At 73.1% G+C, this 17,025-nt stretch carries 14 protein-coding genes; 12 read left to right on the plus strand and 2 right to left on the minus strand.

The features are described 5' to 3' along the window. Window positions 1-121 precede the first annotated feature (121 nt). From J2S41_RS30455 to J2S41_RS30485, 7 genes are all read left to right on the plus strand, one after another. The gene (locus J2S41_RS30455; RefSeq protein WP_310372819.1) at window positions 122-1,852 is read left to right on the plus strand and encodes a tyrosine-protein kinase domain-containing protein; all 1,731 of its coding nucleotides are present in this window, start codon (window positions 122-124) and stop codon (window positions 1,850-1,852) included. Beyond that, window positions 1,849-3,189 carry a hypothetical protein gene (locus tag J2S41_RS30460; RefSeq protein ID WP_310372820.1) on the plus strand — a complete coding sequence of 447 codons (1,341 nt, stop codon included), beginning with the start codon at window positions 1,849-1,851 and terminating at the stop codon, window positions 3,187-3,189. Before J2S41_RS30455 ends, J2S41_RS30460 begins: the two co-directional genes overlap by 4 nt. Next, a complete protein-coding gene (locus tag J2S41_RS30465; RefSeq protein WP_310372823.1) occupies window positions 3,186-4,412 on the plus strand; it encodes a hypothetical protein in 1,227 nt (408 codons plus the stop codon). Before J2S41_RS30460 ends, J2S41_RS30465 begins: the two co-directional genes overlap by 4 nt. Beyond that, window positions 4,409-5,284, plus strand: coding sequence for a sulfotransferase domain-containing protein (locus J2S41_RS30470; protein ID WP_310372824.1), 876 nt, complete (start codon window positions 4,409-4,411; stop codon window positions 5,282-5,284). The genes J2S41_RS30465 and J2S41_RS30470 overlap by 4 nt, the downstream gene beginning before the upstream one ends. Continuing rightward, entirely contained in the window at window positions 5,284-6,915 is a 1,632-nt protein-coding gene (locus J2S41_RS30475; RefSeq protein ID WP_310372826.1) for a lipopolysaccharide biosynthesis protein, read from the plus strand. The genes J2S41_RS30470 and J2S41_RS30475 overlap by 1 nt, the downstream gene beginning before the upstream one ends. A 35-nt stretch (window positions 6,916-6,950) precedes the next feature. Continuing rightward, a complete protein-coding gene (locus J2S41_RS30480; protein WP_310372828.1) occupies window positions 6,951-7,673 on the plus strand; it encodes a class I SAM-dependent methyltransferase in 723 nt (240 codons plus the stop codon). 92 nt (window positions 7,674-7,765) lie between these two features. Further along, on the plus strand, window positions 7,766-8,815 hold the full coding sequence (locus tag J2S41_RS30485; RefSeq protein WP_310372830.1) for a glycoside hydrolase family 26 protein: 1,050 nt from the start codon (window positions 7,766-7,768) through the stop codon (window positions 8,813-8,815). 166 nt (window positions 8,816-8,981) lie between these two features. Here J2S41_RS30485 and J2S41_RS30490 read toward each other — a convergent pair whose 3' ends face one another. Further along, window positions 8,982-9,746 carry a WecB/TagA/CpsF family glycosyltransferase gene (locus tag J2S41_RS30490; RefSeq protein WP_310372832.1) on the minus strand — a complete coding sequence of 255 codons (765 nt, stop codon included), beginning with the start codon at window positions 9,744-9,746 and terminating at the stop codon, window positions 8,982-8,984. A gap of 61 nt (window positions 9,747-9,807) precedes the next feature. Between J2S41_RS30490 and J2S41_RS30495 the strand changes: the two genes are divergently transcribed. From J2S41_RS30495 to galT, 5 genes are all read left to right on the plus strand, one after another. Next, the gene (locus J2S41_RS30495; protein WP_310372834.1) at window positions 9,808-10,767 is read left to right on the plus strand and encodes a sulfotransferase family protein; all 960 of its coding nucleotides are present in this window, start codon (window positions 9,808-9,810) and stop codon (window positions 10,765-10,767) included. After that, window positions 10,764-11,684 carry a glycosyltransferase family A protein gene (locus J2S41_RS30500; RefSeq protein WP_310372836.1) on the plus strand — a complete coding sequence of 307 codons (921 nt, stop codon included), beginning with the start codon at window positions 10,764-10,766 and terminating at the stop codon, window positions 11,682-11,684. The genes J2S41_RS30495 and J2S41_RS30500 overlap by 4 nt, the downstream gene beginning before the upstream one ends. An 89-nt stretch (window positions 11,685-11,773) precedes the next feature. Beyond that, window positions 11,774-13,780: a beta-galactosidase gene (locus tag J2S41_RS30505; protein WP_310372838.1), complete on the plus strand. Its 2,007-nt coding sequence runs from the start codon at window positions 11,774-11,776 to the stop codon at window positions 13,778-13,780. Continuing rightward, window positions 13,780-14,553, plus strand: coding sequence for a DeoR/GlpR family DNA-binding transcription regulator (locus J2S41_RS30510; RefSeq protein ID WP_310372840.1), 774 nt, complete (start codon window positions 13,780-13,782; stop codon window positions 14,551-14,553). Before J2S41_RS30505 ends, J2S41_RS30510 begins: the two co-directional genes overlap by 1 nt. Further along, the gene (galT, locus tag J2S41_RS30515; RefSeq protein ID WP_310372842.1) at window positions 14,550-15,629 is read left to right on the plus strand and encodes a galactose-1-phosphate uridylyltransferase; all 1,080 of its coding nucleotides are present in this window, start codon (window positions 14,550-14,552) and stop codon (window positions 15,627-15,629) included. Before J2S41_RS30510 ends, galT begins: the two co-directional genes overlap by 4 nt. A gap of 175 nt (window positions 15,630-15,804) precedes the next feature. On the opposite strand, the gene J2S41_RS30520 is transcribed toward galT, so the two are convergent. Beyond that, window positions 15,805-17,022: an NADP-dependent isocitrate dehydrogenase gene (locus tag J2S41_RS30520; RefSeq protein ID WP_310372844.1), complete on the minus strand. Its 1,218-nt coding sequence runs from the start codon at window positions 17,020-17,022 to the stop codon at window positions 15,805-15,807. Window positions 17,023-17,025 lie beyond the last annotated feature (3 nt).

Here is a 17,025-nt window from a genome sequence, read left to right on the forward strand (position 1 = left end):
TTCGCCGCTCTCGGCCGCTGCACGGTGTTCTCCCTGGCGGCCCCGCCTTCGACCGTACGGTCGGCACCCCGTGGAAAGGGCCGCCACACCCATGGACGCGTCTCCTCCGGTGTCCCACGACATGTCCCACTATTTCGGGATACTACGGCGGCACTGGTGGGTCCTGGCGGGGCTGGCGCTGCTCGGACTGGCCATCGCGGCCGGCGTCACCGCCCGGATGCCCAAGACGTACGAGTCCGCGACCAGCGTGCTGGTCACGCCGGCCGGCCAGGACACCAACGTCTCCGGCGGCCGCACCAAGGGTGAGGTCAACCTCGACACCGAGGCGCAGCTGGTCCGCTCCACCGCGGTCGCGGCCGGCGCAGCCGAGCTGCTGCGCAGCCCGCTGCCACCGGACGAGCTGGCGAAGAACCTCCGCGTCGAGGTCCCGGCGAACACGTCGGTGCTGGTCATCACGTACGCCGCCACCGAGCCGAACGCGGCGCGGGCCGGCTCGCACGCGTTCGCGGAGGCGTACCTGCGCAACCGCGAGCGGACCGCCACGGCCAGCACCGAGGCCGCGATCAAGGCGCTCTCCGACAAGGTCAAGCAGCTCAGCGCCACGCTCACCGAGGTCAACAACCAGCTGGCCCGGGTCGACCGGGACAGCCCGCAGCGGCCCAACCTGGAGAGCCAGCGGCAGACCACGCAGAACCAGCTCAACTCGCTCAACGGCAAGCTGAACGAGCTGACCACCACCACGGTCAGCGTCGGCTCGATCATCAGCGACGCGCGGCTGCCGGTGATGCCCAGCAGCCCGAACACCATGCTCAACCTGGCCACCGGCGGCATGATCGGGCTGCTGCTCGGCCTGCTCACCGCGGCGCTCTGGGAGCGGCTGGACCGCCGGGTCCGGTCCGCGTCCGACGTGTCCGCGGCCGGCGTGCCGGTGCTGGCCACGCTCAACGGGCGCAGCGCGCCGCGGTTCGACGACGTGCTCCAGCCGTACGGACCCGGCGGCCGGACGTTCAACCGGCTGCGCAACGAGGTGCTGGCCAGCCTCGGCCGCGACGACCAGGTCGTGGTGGTGACCGGCGCCAGCCGCGGCTCCGCCACCACGCTGGTCGCGGCGAACCTGGCCACCGCGCTGGCCCGCACCGGCAGCGAGGTGGTGCTGATCGGCGCGCACCTGCCGGAGAGCATGGTGGAGATCGCCCCGATCGCGCGGATCTTCGGCATCGCGGCCAAGCCCGGCCTGTCCGAGGTGCTGGCCGGGCGGGCGCCGCTGTCCGACGCGGTCCAGCAGGCGCCCCGGGTGCCGTCGCTGCGCGTGGTCACCACCGGGGGCACCGCGGCCGCGGGCGGGCTGATCCAGTCGCAGGCGCTCGCCGACATGCTCGGCACGCTGCGCCGCCAGGCCGCGTACGTGGTGGTGGAGGCGCCGTCCACGTCGAGCAGCGCGGACGCGCAGAGCCTGGCCAGCCTGGCGGACGCGGCGATCCTCTCGGTGGAGACGCGCCGCGCGCGCCGGCCGGAGGTGGCGGACGCGGCCGAGCAGCTGCGCCGCGTGGGTACGCCGCTGCTGGGCGCCGTGGTGCTGCCGCGCATCGAGCCGAAGGCCGCCGAGGAGCTGCCGCCACCACGGCCGACGCTCACGCCGCCGCAGCCGAAGAAGCCGGTCAGCCGCACGTACGGGTCGGAGGCCGCGAAGAAGCCGAGCCCGGCCGGCAAGGAGAAGCCCGAGCCGAAGATGCCGGCCTGGCTCGGCGAGTCGGAGGCGGAAACCCGCGTCATCGACATCTCCGCCGTGGCCGCGGCGGCCCGGGACGATGCCGCGGCCAAGCGCGCGGACCGCGACGGATCGGGCCGGTGACGTCGGCCCACCTCGCGGAGCGCACGGCTACCACGTACCCCCGCGAGGGTGTTGACCTTCCGGCCTGGCCGGTCGCGGGGTTGCTGCTGCTCTATCCGGTGTGGTGGGCGCTCGGGCTGGGTGTGCTGATCTTCCCGATCCTGGCCGTGCCGATGACGGTGCTGCTGATCCGCGGCGCCGCGCGCGGCCGTCCGGTGCGGATGCCGCCCGGGTTCGCGTGGTGGCTGCTCTTCCTGGTGGTCGTGGTGATCAGCATCGGCGCGCTCGGCGCGGACCCGGCCGGCACGGTCCCGGAGCGGGCGAGCGCGCGCATCGTCGGCGTCGCGTTCCGGCTGGTGCAGTACCTGTCGCTGACCGTGCTGCTGATCTACGCCGGGAATCTCACCGAGCGTGAGCTGCCGCGCCGCCGCCTGGTCGGCCTGCTCGGCTGGCTCTTCGTGGTGACCGTGGCCGGTGGTCTGCTGGGCGTGTTCGCCGGCCACTTCGCGTTCACGTCGCCGGTCGAGCTGGCGCTGCCGGCCGGCATCCGGAACAAGGGCTTCGTGCAGTCGATGGTGCATCCGTACGCCGCGCAGATCATGGACGTGGTCGGCGAGACGCGCCCGCGCCCGGCCGCGCCGTGGGGCTACACGAACACCTGGGGCAACAACTTCTGCCTGCTGGCCGGGTTCTTCGTGGTCGCCACCCGGAGGCACCGGCTGTTCGCCGCGATCTGCCTGGTGATCGCGCTGATCCCGGTGGTGGAGTCGCTCAACCGTGGCCTGTGGATCGGGCTCGGCGTCTCCGTGCTGTACGTGGCGCTGCGGTCCGGCCGGATCGCGCTGCTGCTCGGCGTGCTGGCCGCGAGCGCGCTGCTGGTGCTGGTGATCCTGGTCAGCCCGCTCGGGAGCACGGTCACCGCGCGGCTGGACAACGGCAAGTCCGACGGCGTGCGCTCGTTCCTGGTCGGGCGGGCGCTGGACGGTGTGCTCCACTCCCCGGTGATCGGGTACGGCTCCACCCGCACCACGATCGGCGGCCGCAACTCGATCGCGGTCGGCGAGAGCTCCGCCTGCGAGCGGTGCGGCAACTTCACGGTCGGCGGCAACGGCCAGCTCTGGCAGTTGCTCTACGCGCACGGCCTGACCGGCACGGTCGCCTACCTCGGCTTCTTCGCCCAGGGGCTGTGGCGGTTCCGCCGCGACCGCAGCCCGGCCGGGATCGCCGCGAGCTGCGCGATCGTGGCGTCGTTCGCGGCCACGCTCTGGTACAACGCGCTGGTCACCCCTCTGGCGTTCCTGTTCCTCGCCTACGCGCTGCTATGGCGAAACACATCCGCGGAGGGAGACCCCACGTGACCGTCAAGACCGCGCCGGTACGCCTGACGGCGGACGACGCCGCGCTGCGGGCGCAGTATCTGGACGAGGTGCTGGGCGTGCTCTACCCGCCGCCGATGTTCACCACGGACGGTCCGGGCGTCGTCGAGTACGTGGTGGTCCCGGACCGCGCCCGCGCCCGGCTGCTGGTCCCGGCCGGCTCGCGCCGGATCGCCGCGGCGGCGGTCCGCCGGTACGCCGAGCCGCAGTCCCGGGTCGCGCGGCTGAAGCGCGAGGCGGTGGTCGCCGCGTTGCGGACCGGCGCGTCCGGCCTGCTGCTGCGCGACCGCATCCGGATCGGCGGCCCGCGTGACGGCTCGATCGACGCGTACCTGGAGCGCGCGCTCGGCCGCCGGACCTCGATGAGCGTGCACATCGGCCCGGCCCGCGCCAACCGCAAGCCGGTGCTGCAACTGCTCGACGACACCGGCGCCACCTGCGGATTCGTCAAGCTCGGCACCGGGCCGCTGACCCGCGAGCTGGTCGGCGCGGAGACGGCCGCGCTGCACACGCTCTCCGGCGTGCCGCTGCCGCACCTGACCGTGCCGCGCGTGCTGCACTCCGGCCGGTGGGGGACGCATCAGGTGCTGGTGCAGTCCGCGCTGCCGGTGTGGCGGCCGCGCGCCTCGGTGTCTCCGCGCCGGCTCGCGGCCGCGATGCGGGACGTGGCCGGGTGCCTCGGGTACACCTACGGGCCGCTCACCGGCGGGCCGTACTGGAAGAGCCTGACCGAGCGGCTCGCCGCTGTCGCGGACCGGCCGGAGGGCGCGCAGCTCGGGCGCGCGGCGCGGTTGCTGGCCGACCGGGCCGGGCAGATCAGCCTGCGGTACGGCGCCTGGCACGGCGACTGGGCACCGTGGAACATGGCCGCGCTGGACGACACCGTCCTGCTCTGGGACTGGGAGCGGTTCACGCCCGGCGTACCGGCCGGGTTCGACGCGATCCACCACGAACTCCAGCGCCGGGTGCAGTCCGATCCGGACGCGGCCGGCGCGCTGGAGGCGACCATGCAGCGCGCCGGCGAGCTGCTGCACCCGTTCGAGGTGGCGCCGGGCGCGCGGGAGCTGACCGCGCTGCTCTACCTGATCGACCTGGCCGTCCGCTACCTGATCGACCGGCAGGCCGAGGCCGGCGCGCGGCTCGGCGTCCTGGGCAGCTGGCTGCTGCCGGTTCTCATCCGTCGCGTGGAGGGCAATCAAAAATGATCACATCGTCGCGGGTGCCGGGTGCGGTCAAGCACCTCGTGCACCTCGGGTCCCGGTCGTACGGGCGGCTCACGTCCGGCTCGCGCATGCTGCCGTCGTTCCTGATCGCGGGCGGGCAGCGGTGCGGGACCACGTCGCTCTACCGGGCGCTGGCCGCGCACCCCGTGGTGCTCAAGGCCGTGCTGCACAAGGGCGTGCACTACTTCGACACGTCCTATCACCGCGGGCTGAGCTGGTACCGCGGGCACTTCCCCCGGCACAGCGCGGGCCACCGGGTCGCCGAGCGGCACGGCGTACCGGCGCAGACGTTCGAGTCGAGCCCGTACTACCTCTACCATCCGCGGGCCGCGGCCCGGATCGCCGCGGACCTTCCCGAGGTACGGCTGATCGTGCTGGTCCGGGACCCGGTCGAGCGCGCCTACTCGCAGCACGCGCACGAGGTGGCCCGGCGCTTCGAGAAGGAGCCGTCGTTCGCGCGGGCCCTGGCGCTGGAGCCGGCCCGGCTGCACCGCGAGGAGGAGCGGCTGGCGGACGACCCGGACTACCGCTCGTTCTCGCACCAGCACCACGCCTACCGCGCGCGCGGCGAGTACGCCCGTTACCTGGACGCGGTCGCGGAGCACATCCCACGCGAGCGGATTCTGGTGCTGGAGAGCGAGCGGTTCTTCACCGAGCCGGAGCCGGTCTACGACCGGGTGCTGGACTTCCTGGAGCTGCCGCACCTGGAGCGGCCGGCGTTCGAGAAGCACAACGCGCGCCCGCGCGGCGCGGCGATGGAGGACGCGGTGCGCGAGGACCTGACCGCGCACTACGCGCCGCACGACCGCGCGCTGGCGGCCTGGCTCGGGCAGACCCCGGTCTGGCGCGCCTGATGGGGGCGCCGTCGCGCGCCCTGCCCCGCACCGTCGACCACTCCGTGTGCAGCAGCGTGCCGGGGATGTACTGCGCGCACGCGGCACCGGCGGCGGAGGCGCCGACGCGCAACGGCGTCGGCGGCGCCGCCCGGGGCGGGCTGGCGAACCTGATCGGCGTCGGCTTCACCGGGCTCACCGGCCTGGCCGTCACCTGGCTGGTCGCCCGCGGGCTCGGCACCGACCACGCCGGCGCGTTCTTCGCGGCCACCGCGCTGTTCGCGCTCACCACCGGCCTGGCCCGGCTGGGCACGCAGACCGGGCTGGTCTACTGGCCGGCCCGGCTGCGCGCGCGGGGCAACACCAACCTGCTCGGCGAGTGCCTGCGCACCGGGCTGATGCCGGTCGGCGCGGTGGCGCTGGCGATGGCCGCGCTGGTGTGGACGTTCGCGCCGGCGCTGGCCCGGCTGACCGCGCCGGGCGCCACGCCCGGCGTGGTGGCCGACCACGCCGGGCAGCTGCGCGTGCTCGCGGTCTTCCTGCCGCTGGCCGCGATCGCGGACGCGGTGCTCACCGCCACCCGCGGCTACCGCATGCTGCGCCCGACGATCATGCTGGAGCGCATCGTCCGGCCCGGCCTGCAACTGGCCGGCATCGGCGGGCTGGCGCTGGCCGCGCTCTGGGTGGCGCTGCCACCGCGCTGGTACGCGCTGGCCTGGGTGGGCCCGTACCTGCCGGTGGCGCTGCTCGGGGCGTACGCGCTGCGCCGCGTCTACCTGTCCGGCCCGGCGCCGGAGCAGGGGCCCACCTCGCGCGCGCGCCGGCTGCTGCGCCGCCGCTTCTGGCGCTTCACCGGCCCGCGCGCGGTCGCCAGCGTCGCCCAGCTCGCGCTGCAACGCCTGGACGTACTGCTGGTCGCCGCGTTCGGCGGGCTGGCCGCGGCCGCGCTCTACGCGGTGGCCGGCCGGTTCGTGGTGCTCGGCCAGTTCGCCAACCAGGGCATCGGGCAGGCGGTGCAGCCCCGGCTGGCGGAGGCGCTGGCCACCGGCGACCGGGCCCGGGCGAACGCGCTCTACCAGGCCGCGACCGGCTGGCTGGTGCTCGCCACCTGGCCGCTCTACCTGCTGGTCATCACGTTCGCGCCGGTCTACCTGGGCGCGTTCGGCGCCGGCTACCGCCACGGCGGCGCGATCGTGGTGGTGCTGGGCAGCGCCATGCTCTTCTCCACCGGCTGCGGGATGGTCGACTCGGTGCTGACCATGGCCGGGCGCACCACCTGGAACCTGTGGAACGTGGTGCTCGCGCTGGTCGTGACGATCGCGCTGGACCTGCTGCTGATTCCGCCGCTGGGCGCGCTGGGCGCGGCGATCGGCCTGGCGGTGGCCGTCCTGATCAACAACCTGGTGCCGTTGCTGCAGGTCGGCTTCGCGCTGGGGCTGCACCCGTTCGGGCGGGGGACGCTGGCCGCGGGCGTGCTGGCGGTGGCGTGCTTCGGCGGCGTGGGCGCGTTCTCCGTGGCGGTGCTGGGCCCGTCGGTGCCGGGTTTGGCGGGCGCGCTGGTGGTGGGCGGGACGTCTTACGCGCTCGGCGTGTACCGCCTGCGGAACCTGCTCGGCCTCTCCGACTTCGTCCGGCTGCGCCGTTCTCGCTAACTTCAGGAGGATTTATCGTGACAAATTATGCTTCAGTGTTTCAGAACGCGGAGGCGGTCGAGAAGTACGAGACCGTCACGTACGCGCCGGACAGCTACGGCTCCGCGATCAACGAGCGGCAGCGGGCGTACCTCCGGCGTCTGATCACGCGGTCCTTCCCGGTGCGCCGGCCGGTGCAGCACGACTTCGCCTGCGGGACCGGCCGCGCGATCCGGCTGTTGCACGGCGCGGTGCGCGGCGCGCACGGCTACGACACGTCCGCCGAGATGCTGGCGAAGGCCGCCGAGGTGGGTACGGCCGCGCGGCTGCACCGGATCGCGGAGGACGGCCCGGTCCCGGTGCCCGCGCGGGAGGACGGCCCGGCGCTGGTCACCTCGTTCCGGCTGCTGCTCAACGTGGATGACTCGGTCCGGCACCGGCTGCTCGCGTTCGCCGCCCGGGCGCTGCCGGACCGGGACGCCGGCCTGCTGGTGGTGGAGAACCACGGCAACCGGCGTTCGCTGCGGCACCTGGCGGCCCGCCGCCGCTCGGGCCGGCGGTGGTTCGCGGAGCTGTCGCACGCGGAGGTGGTGGCGCTGCTCGCCGAGCACGGCTTCGAGGTGGTGGAGCGGCGCGGGTTCAGCATGTTCCCGCAGTCGGCGTACGAGCGGCGCGGCGTGCGCACGGTCGCGCGCCTGGTGGACCGGTTCGCCACGCGGCTGCCGTCCCTGTCCGGCGTGGCGGTGAACGTGCTCTACGTGGCCCGGCGGCACACGTGACCCGCCGACGGATGCCCGCCCTCGCGACTCGCCGGTGGATGCCCGCCCTCGCGGCTCGCCGGTGGATGCCCGCCCTCGCGGCTCGCCGGTGGATGCCCGCCCTCGCGGCTCGCCGGTGGGTGCCCGCGCTCGCGTTGACGCTGGTGGCGTCGCTGGGCGTCGCCGCATGCGGCCGGGACGAGCCGTCGCCCGCGCCGACGCCGTCGCCGGACCTGGACGGGCCGCCGCCGGCCATCGCGGTGCACCCCGGGCCGTACGACGCGGGCCCCATGCCGGTGCCGGCGACCGGCGCCTACCTGGGCGCCTGGGTGAAGCCGGAGGTGATCAGCCAGCCCGGACGGCTCGACGCGATCCACGGGCTGGAGGCACGGCTCGGGCGCGAGCTGGACATCGTCCACACGTACCGCAAGTGGGACGAGAAGTTCGGCACCGAGTCGGACCGCGCGTTCATGGACGCCGGCGCGACGCTGCTGTTCAGCTGGGCGTCCGGCGACACCCGGTCGATCACGTCCGGCGAGCACGACGAGCTGATCCGCGCGCAGGCCCGGCGCGTGGCCGCGGCGAAGCGGCCGGTGCTGATGCGCTTCCGGTGGGAGATGGACCGGCCCAACCTGCGGCCGTCCATGTGGTCCGGCCCGGACTACGTGGCGGCCTGGCGGCACGTGCGGCGGATCTTCGACGCGGAGCGGGCCCGGAACGCGTCCTGGGTCTGGTGCCCGACCTCGGAGGGCTTCGAGAACGGCGAGGCGCCCGCCTTCTACCCCGGCGACGACGTGGTCGACTGGACCTGCGTGGACGTCTACGCGGGCGAGCGCTTCCGGTCGCTCGGCGAGCTGCTCACCCCGTTCCTGCGCTGGGCCGCCGAACGGCCCAAACCCATCCTGATCGGCGAGTACGGCGTGGCAGCGGCCTGGGGCTCACCGGCGCGGGCCGCCTGGCTGCGCGACGCCACCCGCCTGTTCAAGGCGAACCCGCAGATCAAGGGCGTCTGCTACTTCGACTCCAACCCGGACGGCAACCCGCCGGAGAAGCAGTTCCGCGTCTCCGGCGACGCCGCCGCCTTCGACGCCTTCGCGGAACTGACCCGCGACCCGTGGTTCAACCAGCCGCCCGGGCCGCGGCGCGCCCGCCCCCGCGCGTGACGCTTCGCTCTGCTTACCCGTGCACCCGCCGCCGGATTCGCGGCTTTTCACCCGGGTAAGCAGAGCGGCGCGGCCCAGGTAAGCAGAGCGGCGCGGCACAGGTAAGCAGAGCGGCGCGGCCCAGGTAAGCAGAGCAAAGCCGCGCGGAGCGAGCAGTGCGAGGGTCTCAGCGGACGCGGCCGACCATGGCGCCGACCAGTAACCGCATGGCGTAGGGCGCGTCGTGGCCGAGGTAACGGCCGGCCATCCGGCGGGGCTCGCCGGCGAGGCGGTGCAGCCACTCCAGGCCGGCGCGCTGCATCCAGGCGGGTGCGCGCCGGGCGTCGCCGGCCACGAAGTTGATCGCGGCGCCGCAGCCGAGGAACCAGGTGAACGGCAGGTAGTCGGCGAGTGCGGAGATCACCCACTCCTGCTTGGGGAAGCCGAGTCCCACGTAGACCAGGTCCGGCTTGGCCTCGACCACCTCGCGGCAGACCGCCTCCAGTTCCTTGGGGCGGCGCTCGAAGCCGTACGCGGGGCTCAGGCAGCCGGCGATCCGCAGGCCGGGGCAGGCCACGGCCAGCCGGGAGGCGGCGCGTTCGGCGCCGGTGGCCCGGTCGTCGGGCGCGCCGCCGAGCAGGAACACCGACCGCCCGTCGTCGGCCACGCCGGAGGAGAGCGACCAGATCAGGCTGGATCCGGCGACGCGCTCCGGGACCGGTGTGCGGGCGAGCCGGCTGGCCCAGACCAGCGGCATGCCGTCCGCGACCACCAGGTCCGCGCCGCACAGCAGGTCGCGGACGGCGGCGGAGGACCGGGCCTGGCGCAGGATGTCGACGTTGGGCGTGACGATCCGCCCGCCCTCGCCGCGTTCCAGCGCCCGCCGGACGTGCGCCACCACCTGCGCCTCGGTGACGGGGTCGAAGCCCGTCCCGTCCAGGACGACGCGCACCGCAAGCACTCCCCCACGCTCGATCACTCGTTACTTAACGAAACGACCGAAAGTGGTGAAAGTGGCACGGGTAGTCTTTCTCGGTGGTTTAGGGCGAAGTGGGACAACTCTCGTAGAGCGTCTCCTTGGCGAGCTGCCGGGGGTCTGCGCGCTCGGCGAGGTGGTGCACCTCTGGCAACGGGACGTACGGGACGACGAGCGCTGCGGCTGCGGCGCCCGCTTCTCGGACTGCGCGTTCTGGCGGGCGATCGGCGAGGCCGCGTTCGATGGCTGGCACGCCGTCGACGTGGACCGAATCCTCCGGCTGCGCGCCACCGTGGAGCGGACCCGCCACATCCCGCGCCTGGCCGCCCGGACGCTGCCGCAGCCGCTGCGCGAGGCCGTGCTGGAGTACGCCGGGTTCTACACCGCCGTCTACGAGGCCGCGGCCCTGGTCGCGGGCGCCGAGGTGGTCGTCGACTCGTCCAAGCACAGCGCGCTCGCGCACTGCCTGCGCTGGTCACCCGCGCTGGACCTGCGCGTCGTGCACGTGATCCGGGACCCGCGCGGCGTCGCGTACTCGTGGACGAAGGCCGTGGACCGGCCGGAGACCGACGGCGCCGAGCAGATGACGCGCTACTCCGCGGGCCGGTCCGCGCTGCTCTGGGCCGGGCACAACGCCGCGTTCGGGCTGCTCGCGCGCCGGGGGGTGCCGACCGCCCGGCTCCGGTACGAGGCGCTGCTGGCCGACCCGCGCACCGAACTGCACCGGATCGCCCGGCACGCCGGTCTGCCGCTGCGCGACGAGGACCTGGCGTTCCTGAGCCCCGACGGGCGCGCGGCCGAATTGCGCACCGGGCACAGCGCCGCGGGTAACCCGATGCGGTTCACGGTCGGCCGGGTGCCGCTGCGCCGGGACGACGCGTGGCGCGAGGCGCTTCCGCCACGGCAGCGCGCGCTGGTCGGTGCCGTGTGCGCGCCGATGCTGCGCGCCTACGGCTACCGCACCATCGACAAGAAGACAGAAGTGGAGATCTCGTGACCAGCTGGCCCACGGTCGGCGTGGTGATCCCGACCCGCAGTCGCCCGGAGCTGGTGCGCAAGGCCGTCGACTCGGTCCGCGCCCAGGACTACCCGGGCAAGATCCGCATCATCGTGGTGTTCGACGGCACCGAGCCGGACTTCTCACTGGCCTCGCCGAGCGGCCCGCCCGTGCTGATGCTGGCGAACTGGCGTACCCCTGGTCTGGCCGGCACCCGCAACACCGGCATCACCGCGCTGGACACCGAGCTGGTCGCGTTCCTGGACGACGACGACCAGTGGCTGCCGGCGAAGTTGCGCAAGCAGGTGGCGGCGCTGCTCACCGAGCCGCAGGCGGAGTTCGTCACGTGCGGCATGCAGGTGGAGTTCGACGGGCGGCTGAACGCGCGGCTGGCCGGCCGGGAGCGGGTGACCGTGCAGGAGCTGGCCCGGTCCCGGATGGCGATGCTGCACTCGTCGAGCTTCCTGATCCGGCGCGAGGCGCTGATCGGCAAGCACGGCTTCGGGCTGGTCGCGGAGGACGCGCCGGGCAGCCAGAACGAGGACTGGGACCTGCTGCTGCGCGCGGCCCGCCGGTCGCCGATCGTGCACGTGGACGAGCCGCTGGTCCGGGTGCTGTGGGGCCGCAGCTCGCACTACGCGTACGAGTACGGCACCAAGATCTCCTCGCTGCGCTGGATGATGGCGCGGCACCCGGAGATCGCCGGCTGTGCACCCGGCGCCGCGCGCGTCTACGGTCAGCTGGCCTGCTGGTCCGCGGCGACCGGGAACCGGCCGGACGCGTGGCGCTGGACGAAGGAGGCGGTCCGGGCGAACTGGCGCGAACCGCGCGCCGCCATCGCGCTGGCGGCGATGACCGGCGCGGTCAAGGTCGAGAACGTGCTGGCCACGCTGCACCGGCACGGCCGGGGGATTTAAAGGAGAGAGCCCTTCTCGTTCACCACCACACCGGGGTATGTTCGTTTCTGTTGTTTTTAGTGCGGAAGCGTTGACACCCGGGAGGTCGCGTGGCGAACCGGCTGGCGCCGAAGGTCCGAGGGCTGAGCTACGGCGGGGACTACAACCCTGAGCAGTGGCCGGAGAGCGTGTGGGCGGAGGACGTCGCGCTGATGCGCGAGGCCGGCGTCAGCGTGGTGAGCCTGGGCATCTTCGCCTGGGCCTGGCTGGAGCCGGCCGACGGGCGGTACGAGTTCGACCGCCTCGACCGTCTGATGGACATGCTGCACGATGGCGGCATCGCCGTCGACCTCGCCACCGCCACCGCGTCCCCGCCGGCCTGGTTCTCGGCCGCCCACCCGGAGGCCATGGTGGTGGACGCGGACGGCCGTGTGCTCACGTACGGTAGCCGTCAGGCGTTCTGTCCCAGCTCCCCGGCGTACCGGCGAAAGGCCGTTGATCTCGCGAAGCGGCTGGCCGAGCGCTATGGGACGCACCCGGCGCTGGCCATGTGGCACGTGCACAACGAGTACGCGTGCCACAACCCGCACTGCTATTGCGAGACCTCCGCGGACGCGTTCCGGGACTGGCTGCGCGCCCGGTACGGCGACCTGGACGCGCTGAACGCCGCCTGGGGCACCGCGTTCTGGTCGCAGACCTACACGGACTGGGCGCAGGTGCGACCGCCGCGCGCCACCGTCACCTCGTCGAACCCGACGCAACTGCTCGACTTCGCGCGCTTCTCCTCGGACGCGCACCTGGCCAACTTCACGGCCGAGCGGGACGCGCTGGCCGCGATCACGCCGGACGTGCCGATCACCACGAACCTGATGACGTCCAGCTGCTACGCGCTGGACTACTGGCGGTGGGCGCGCGAGCTGCCGGTGGTCTCGAACGACCACTACGTGCTGGCGGAGAGCCCGGTCCCGCCGGCCGCGCAGACCGCGTACGCCGCGGACGCCGCCCGCGGCCTGGCCGGCGGATCGTGGCTGCTCATGGAGCACTCCACCAGCGCGGTCAACTGGCAGCCGCGCAACCTGGCCAAGGCGCCCGGCGCGCTGCTCCGGGAGAGCCTGGGCAACGTGGCGCGCGGGTCCGAGGGCGCGATGTTCTTCCAGTGGCGGGCCAGCCGCGCCGGCTCGGAGAAGTGGCACTCCGCGATGCTGCCGCACGCCGGCACCGCGTCGAAGGTGTGGCGCGACGTGGTCGCGCTCGGCGGCGCGCTGCGGAGCCTGGCCGAGGTCGAGGGCTCCCGGGTGGACGCGCCGGTCGCGATCGTGCTCGATTACCCGTCCGGCTGGGCGCAGGAGGCGCCGAACCAGCCGAGCGTCGACATGCGCGCGTTCGACGAGGTCAAGCGCTGGCATGCGGCGCTCTGGCGGGCCGGGGTCACGGCCGACCTGGTGCACCCGGCCGCAGACCTGAGCGGTTACCGGGCCGTGCTGGTCCCGTCGCTCTACCTGGTCGAGGACGACGCGGTCGCGAACCTCGCCGCGTTCACCGGCACGCTGGTGATGGGGCCGTACAGCGGGCTCGTGGACCCCAACGACCACATCCGCCCGGCACCGTTGCCAGGAGCGTTCCACGAGCTTCTGGGGGTACGGGTGGAGGAGCACTTCCCGCTGCCGGCCGGCGCGAGCGTGGCGCTGGACGACGGCTCCTCGGCCGCGATCTGGACCGAGCAACTCGCGCTCGACGGCGCCACCGCCGTCGCGTCGTATCTGGACGGTCCGGTAGCGGGCGCACCCGCCATCACCCGGCTGCCGCCCCGGCCACCCGCCCCCGGCACGACCGGAGACTCCGCTCATGGCGACGTCTGGTACCTCGGCACCCGGCTCGCCGACGACGCGCTGCAGGCGCTGCTGGCCACCGTCGCGCCGGTCACCCACCGCGTCCCGGCGCAGGTCGAGGCGGTGCGCCGGCGGCACGAGGACGGGCGGTCGTACCTGTTCCTGCTCAACCACGGCGACGGCCCGGCCGCGGTCGACGCGCGCGGCACCGACCTGCTGACCGGCGCCTCCTGGACCGCACCGGCCGAGGTGCCCGCCGGCGGCGTCGTCGTGCTCCGGGAGGCGTGATGCTGGCCCAGCAGCGGCAGGCCGCGATCCTGGAGCGGGTACGCACCGCGGGCGGCGCCCGGGTGAGCGAGCTGGCGGCCGAGTTCGGCGTCTCCGACATGACCATCCGCCGCGACCTCGACCTGCTCTCCGACCGGGGCCTGCTGGCCAAGGTGCACGGCGGCGCCACGCCCGGCCTGCCCGGCTCCGCGCACGAGCCCGGCTTCGCCGCGAAGTCCGCGCAGCAGCGCCGGGAGAAGGCGATGATCGCGGCGGAGGCGGCCCGGTTGGTCGGTCCCGGCACCGCGATAGCGCTCTCGGCCGGCACCACCACGGTGGAGCTGGCGAACCGGCTGATCGACGTGCCGTCGCTGACCGTGGTGACGAACTCGATCCCGGTCGCGGACGTGTTCTACCGCGGGGGCCGCCCGGACGCGACCGTGGTGCTCACCGGCGGCGTCCGGACGCCGTCCGACGCCCTGGTCGGCCCGGTGGCGGTGGCCGCGATCCGCTCGCTCCACCTGGACCTGGTCTTCCTCGGCGTGCACGGGATGAGCGAGCGCGCCGGCTTCACCACGCCGAACCTGACCGAGTCCGAGACGAACCGCGCGCTGGTCGAGGCCGCCGAGCGGCTGGTGGTGCTGGCCGACAGCACCAAGTGGGACACGGTCGGCATCTCGTCCTTCGCCGCGCTCGGCGAGGCGCACACCCTGATCTCCGACGCCGGGCTGTCCGACCCGGCGCGGGCGGTACTTGCCGATTACGTAACGGACCTACGAGTGGTGGAAGCATGAAGCGCACCCCGATCACGCTGGCGGACGGCCGCGAGCTGATCTACTTCGACTCCAACGACGACGCGGTCCGCGAGACCGTGGACCGGCGCGAGCTGCCCCCGCCGCCGCCCGCCTCCCAGCTGCGGTACGACCCGCTCACCGACGAGTGGGTGGCGGTCGCGGCGCACCGGCAGACCCGTACGTTCCTGCCACCGGCGAACGAGTGCCCGCTGGACCCGTCGACCGACGAGTTCCTGACCGAGATCCCCGGCGACTACGAGGTGGTCGTCTTCGAGAACCGGTTCCCGTCGTTCAGCGCGCGGACCGTGGACGAGGCCGGCGCGTCCGTCACCGACCTGGTGCCGATCAAGCCGGGCTTCGGCCGGTGCGAGGTCGTCTGCTTCACGTCGGATCACAGCACCGCGTTCACCGCGCTGCCGCCGTCGCGGGTGCGCCTGGTGGTGGACGCGTGGGCGGACCGCACCGCGGAGCTGTCCGCCACGCCCGGGATCGAGCAGGTCTTCTGCTTCGAGAACCGCGGGGTGGAGATCGGCGTGACGCTGCACCACCCGCACGGGCAGATATACGCGTACCCGTTCCTGCCGCCGAGGACCGTGGCCATGCAGGCGGCGGCGCGCCGGCACTTCGACGCGACCGGGCGGAACCTGTACGCGGACGTGCTGGCCGCGGAGATCAAGGCCGGCGAGCGGGTGGTGGCGTCGAACGAGTTCTGGACCGCGTACGTGCCGGCGGCGGCGCGCTGGCCGTTCGAGGTGCACCTGGCCCCGCACCGGCAGGTGGCGGACATCCCGGCGCTGTCCCCGGCGGAGCGCGACGCGTTCGCGGTCATCTATTTGGAGATTTTGAAACGGTTCGACGGGCTGTTCGACGGGCCGATGCCGTACATCTCCGCGTGGCACCAGGCGCCGGTCAACGCCGGCCGCGAGCTGGGCTACCTGCACCTTCAGCTGTTCAGCATCCGGCGCGCGCCGGGCAAGCTGAAGTACCTGGCCGGTTCCGAGTCCGCGATGGGCGTGTTCATCAACGACGTCACGCCGGAGCAGGCCGCGACCATGCTGCGTGACGTGTCGCTGTAGGAGCCTGGGGGGTGTGCGGGAGGCCCGGGACAGAGCCTCCCGCACGAGGGAAGGGACGACATGAGGTCGTTCTGCCCAAATTAACGGCATATGTTCCCTGCGGTTACGGCCTCAAACATCCATAAAACGCACGAAGGCCCGCACCCCTCCCGGGCGCGGGCCTTCGTTTTCCGGATCAGGCGCCGAGGCGCTTCGCCAGGTTCTGGTCGAGCGTGGCCATGAACTCGTCCGTGGTCTGCCACGGCGCGTCCTTGCCGATCAGCAGCGCCAGGTCCTTGGTCATCTGGCCGCCCTCGACGGTGTCGATGACGACCTTCTCCAGCGTGTCCGCGAACTCGGAGACGGCCGGCGTGCCGTCCAGCTTGCCGCGGTGGGCCAGGCCCCGGGTCCAGGCGTAGATCGAGGCGATCGGGTTGGTGCTGGTCTTCTCGCCCTTCTGCCACTGCCGGTAGTGCCGGGTGACGGTGCCGTGCGCGGCCTCGGCCTCGACGGTCTGGCCGTCCGGCGTCATCAGCACGGAGGTCATCAGGCCCAGCGAGCCGAAGCCCTGCGCCACCGTGTCGGACTGCACGTCACCGTCGTAGTTCTTGGCGGCCCAGACGAAACCGCCCTCCCACTTCAGCGCCGCCGCGACCATGTCGTCGATCAGACGGTGCTCGTAGGTCAGGCCGGCCTTGGCGAACTCGTCCTTGAACTCGGCCTCGAAGACCTCGGCGAACAGGTCCTTGAAGCGGCCGTCGTACGCCTTCAGGATCGTGTTCTTGGTCGACAGGTAGACCGGGTAGTTGCGGGACAGGCCGTAGCGGAACGAGGCCCGCGCGAAGTCCCGGATCGAGTCGTCGTAGTTGTACATCGCCATGCCGACGCCGCCGCCCGGGAACTTGGCGACCTCGAACTCCATCGGCGCGGAGCCGTCGTCCGGCGTGAACGTGACGGTCATGGTGCCCGGGCCGGGCGCCACGAAGTCGGTGGCCTTGTACTGGTCGCCGTGCGCGTGCCGGCCGATGATGATCGGCTTGGTCCAGCCCGGCACCAGGCGCGGCACGTTGGACATGATGATCGGCTCGCGGAACACGACGCCGCCGAGGATGTTGCGGATCGTGCCGTTCGGCGAGCGCCACATCTTCTTCAGGCCGAACTCCTCGACCCGCGCCTCGTCCGGCGTGATGGTGGCGCACTTGACGCCGACGCCGTGCGCCTTGATGGCGTTCGCCGCGTCAATCGTGATCTGGTCGTTCGTCTCGTCGCGCTTCTCGACGGACAGGTCGTAGTACTCCAGCTCGACGTCGAGGTACGGCAGGATCAGCTGCTCACGGATCTGCTTCCAGATGATCCGCGTCATCTCGTCGCCGTCGAGCTCCACGACCGGCTTGTTTACCTTGATCTTCGCCATCCG

The organism is Catenuloplanes atrovinosus, assembly GCF_031458235.1.
GTDB lineage: Bacteria > Actinomycetota > Actinomycetes > Mycobacteriales > Micromonosporaceae > Catenuloplanes > Catenuloplanes atrovinosus.

Coding starts and splice junctions, on each gene's coding strand:
- J2S41_RS30455 (WP_310372819.1), top strand. CDS start 122: ATGTCCCACTATTTCGGGATACTACGGCGGCACTGGTGGGTCCTGGCG.
- J2S41_RS30470 (WP_310372824.1), top strand. CDS start 4,409: ATGATCACATCGTCGCGGGTGCCGGGTGCGGTCAAGCACCTCGTGCAC.
- J2S41_RS30475 (WP_310372826.1), top strand. CDS start 5,284: ATGGGGGCGCCGTCGCGCGCCCTGCCCCGCACCGTCGACCACTCCGTG.
- J2S41_RS30485 (WP_310372830.1), top strand. CDS start 7,766: ATGCCCGCCCTCGCGGCTCGCCGGTGGGTGCCCGCGCTCGCGTTGACG.
- J2S41_RS30510 (WP_310372840.1), top strand. CDS start 13,780: ATGCTGGCCCAGCAGCGGCAGGCCGCGATCCTGGAGCGGGTACGCACC.
- galT (WP_310372842.1), top strand. CDS start 14,550: ATGAAGCGCACCCCGATCACGCTGGCGGACGGCCGCGAGCTGATCTAC.
- J2S41_RS30520 (WP_310372844.1), bottom strand. CDS start 17,022: ATGGCGAAGATCAAGGTAAACAAGCCGGTCGTGGAGCTCGACGGCGAC.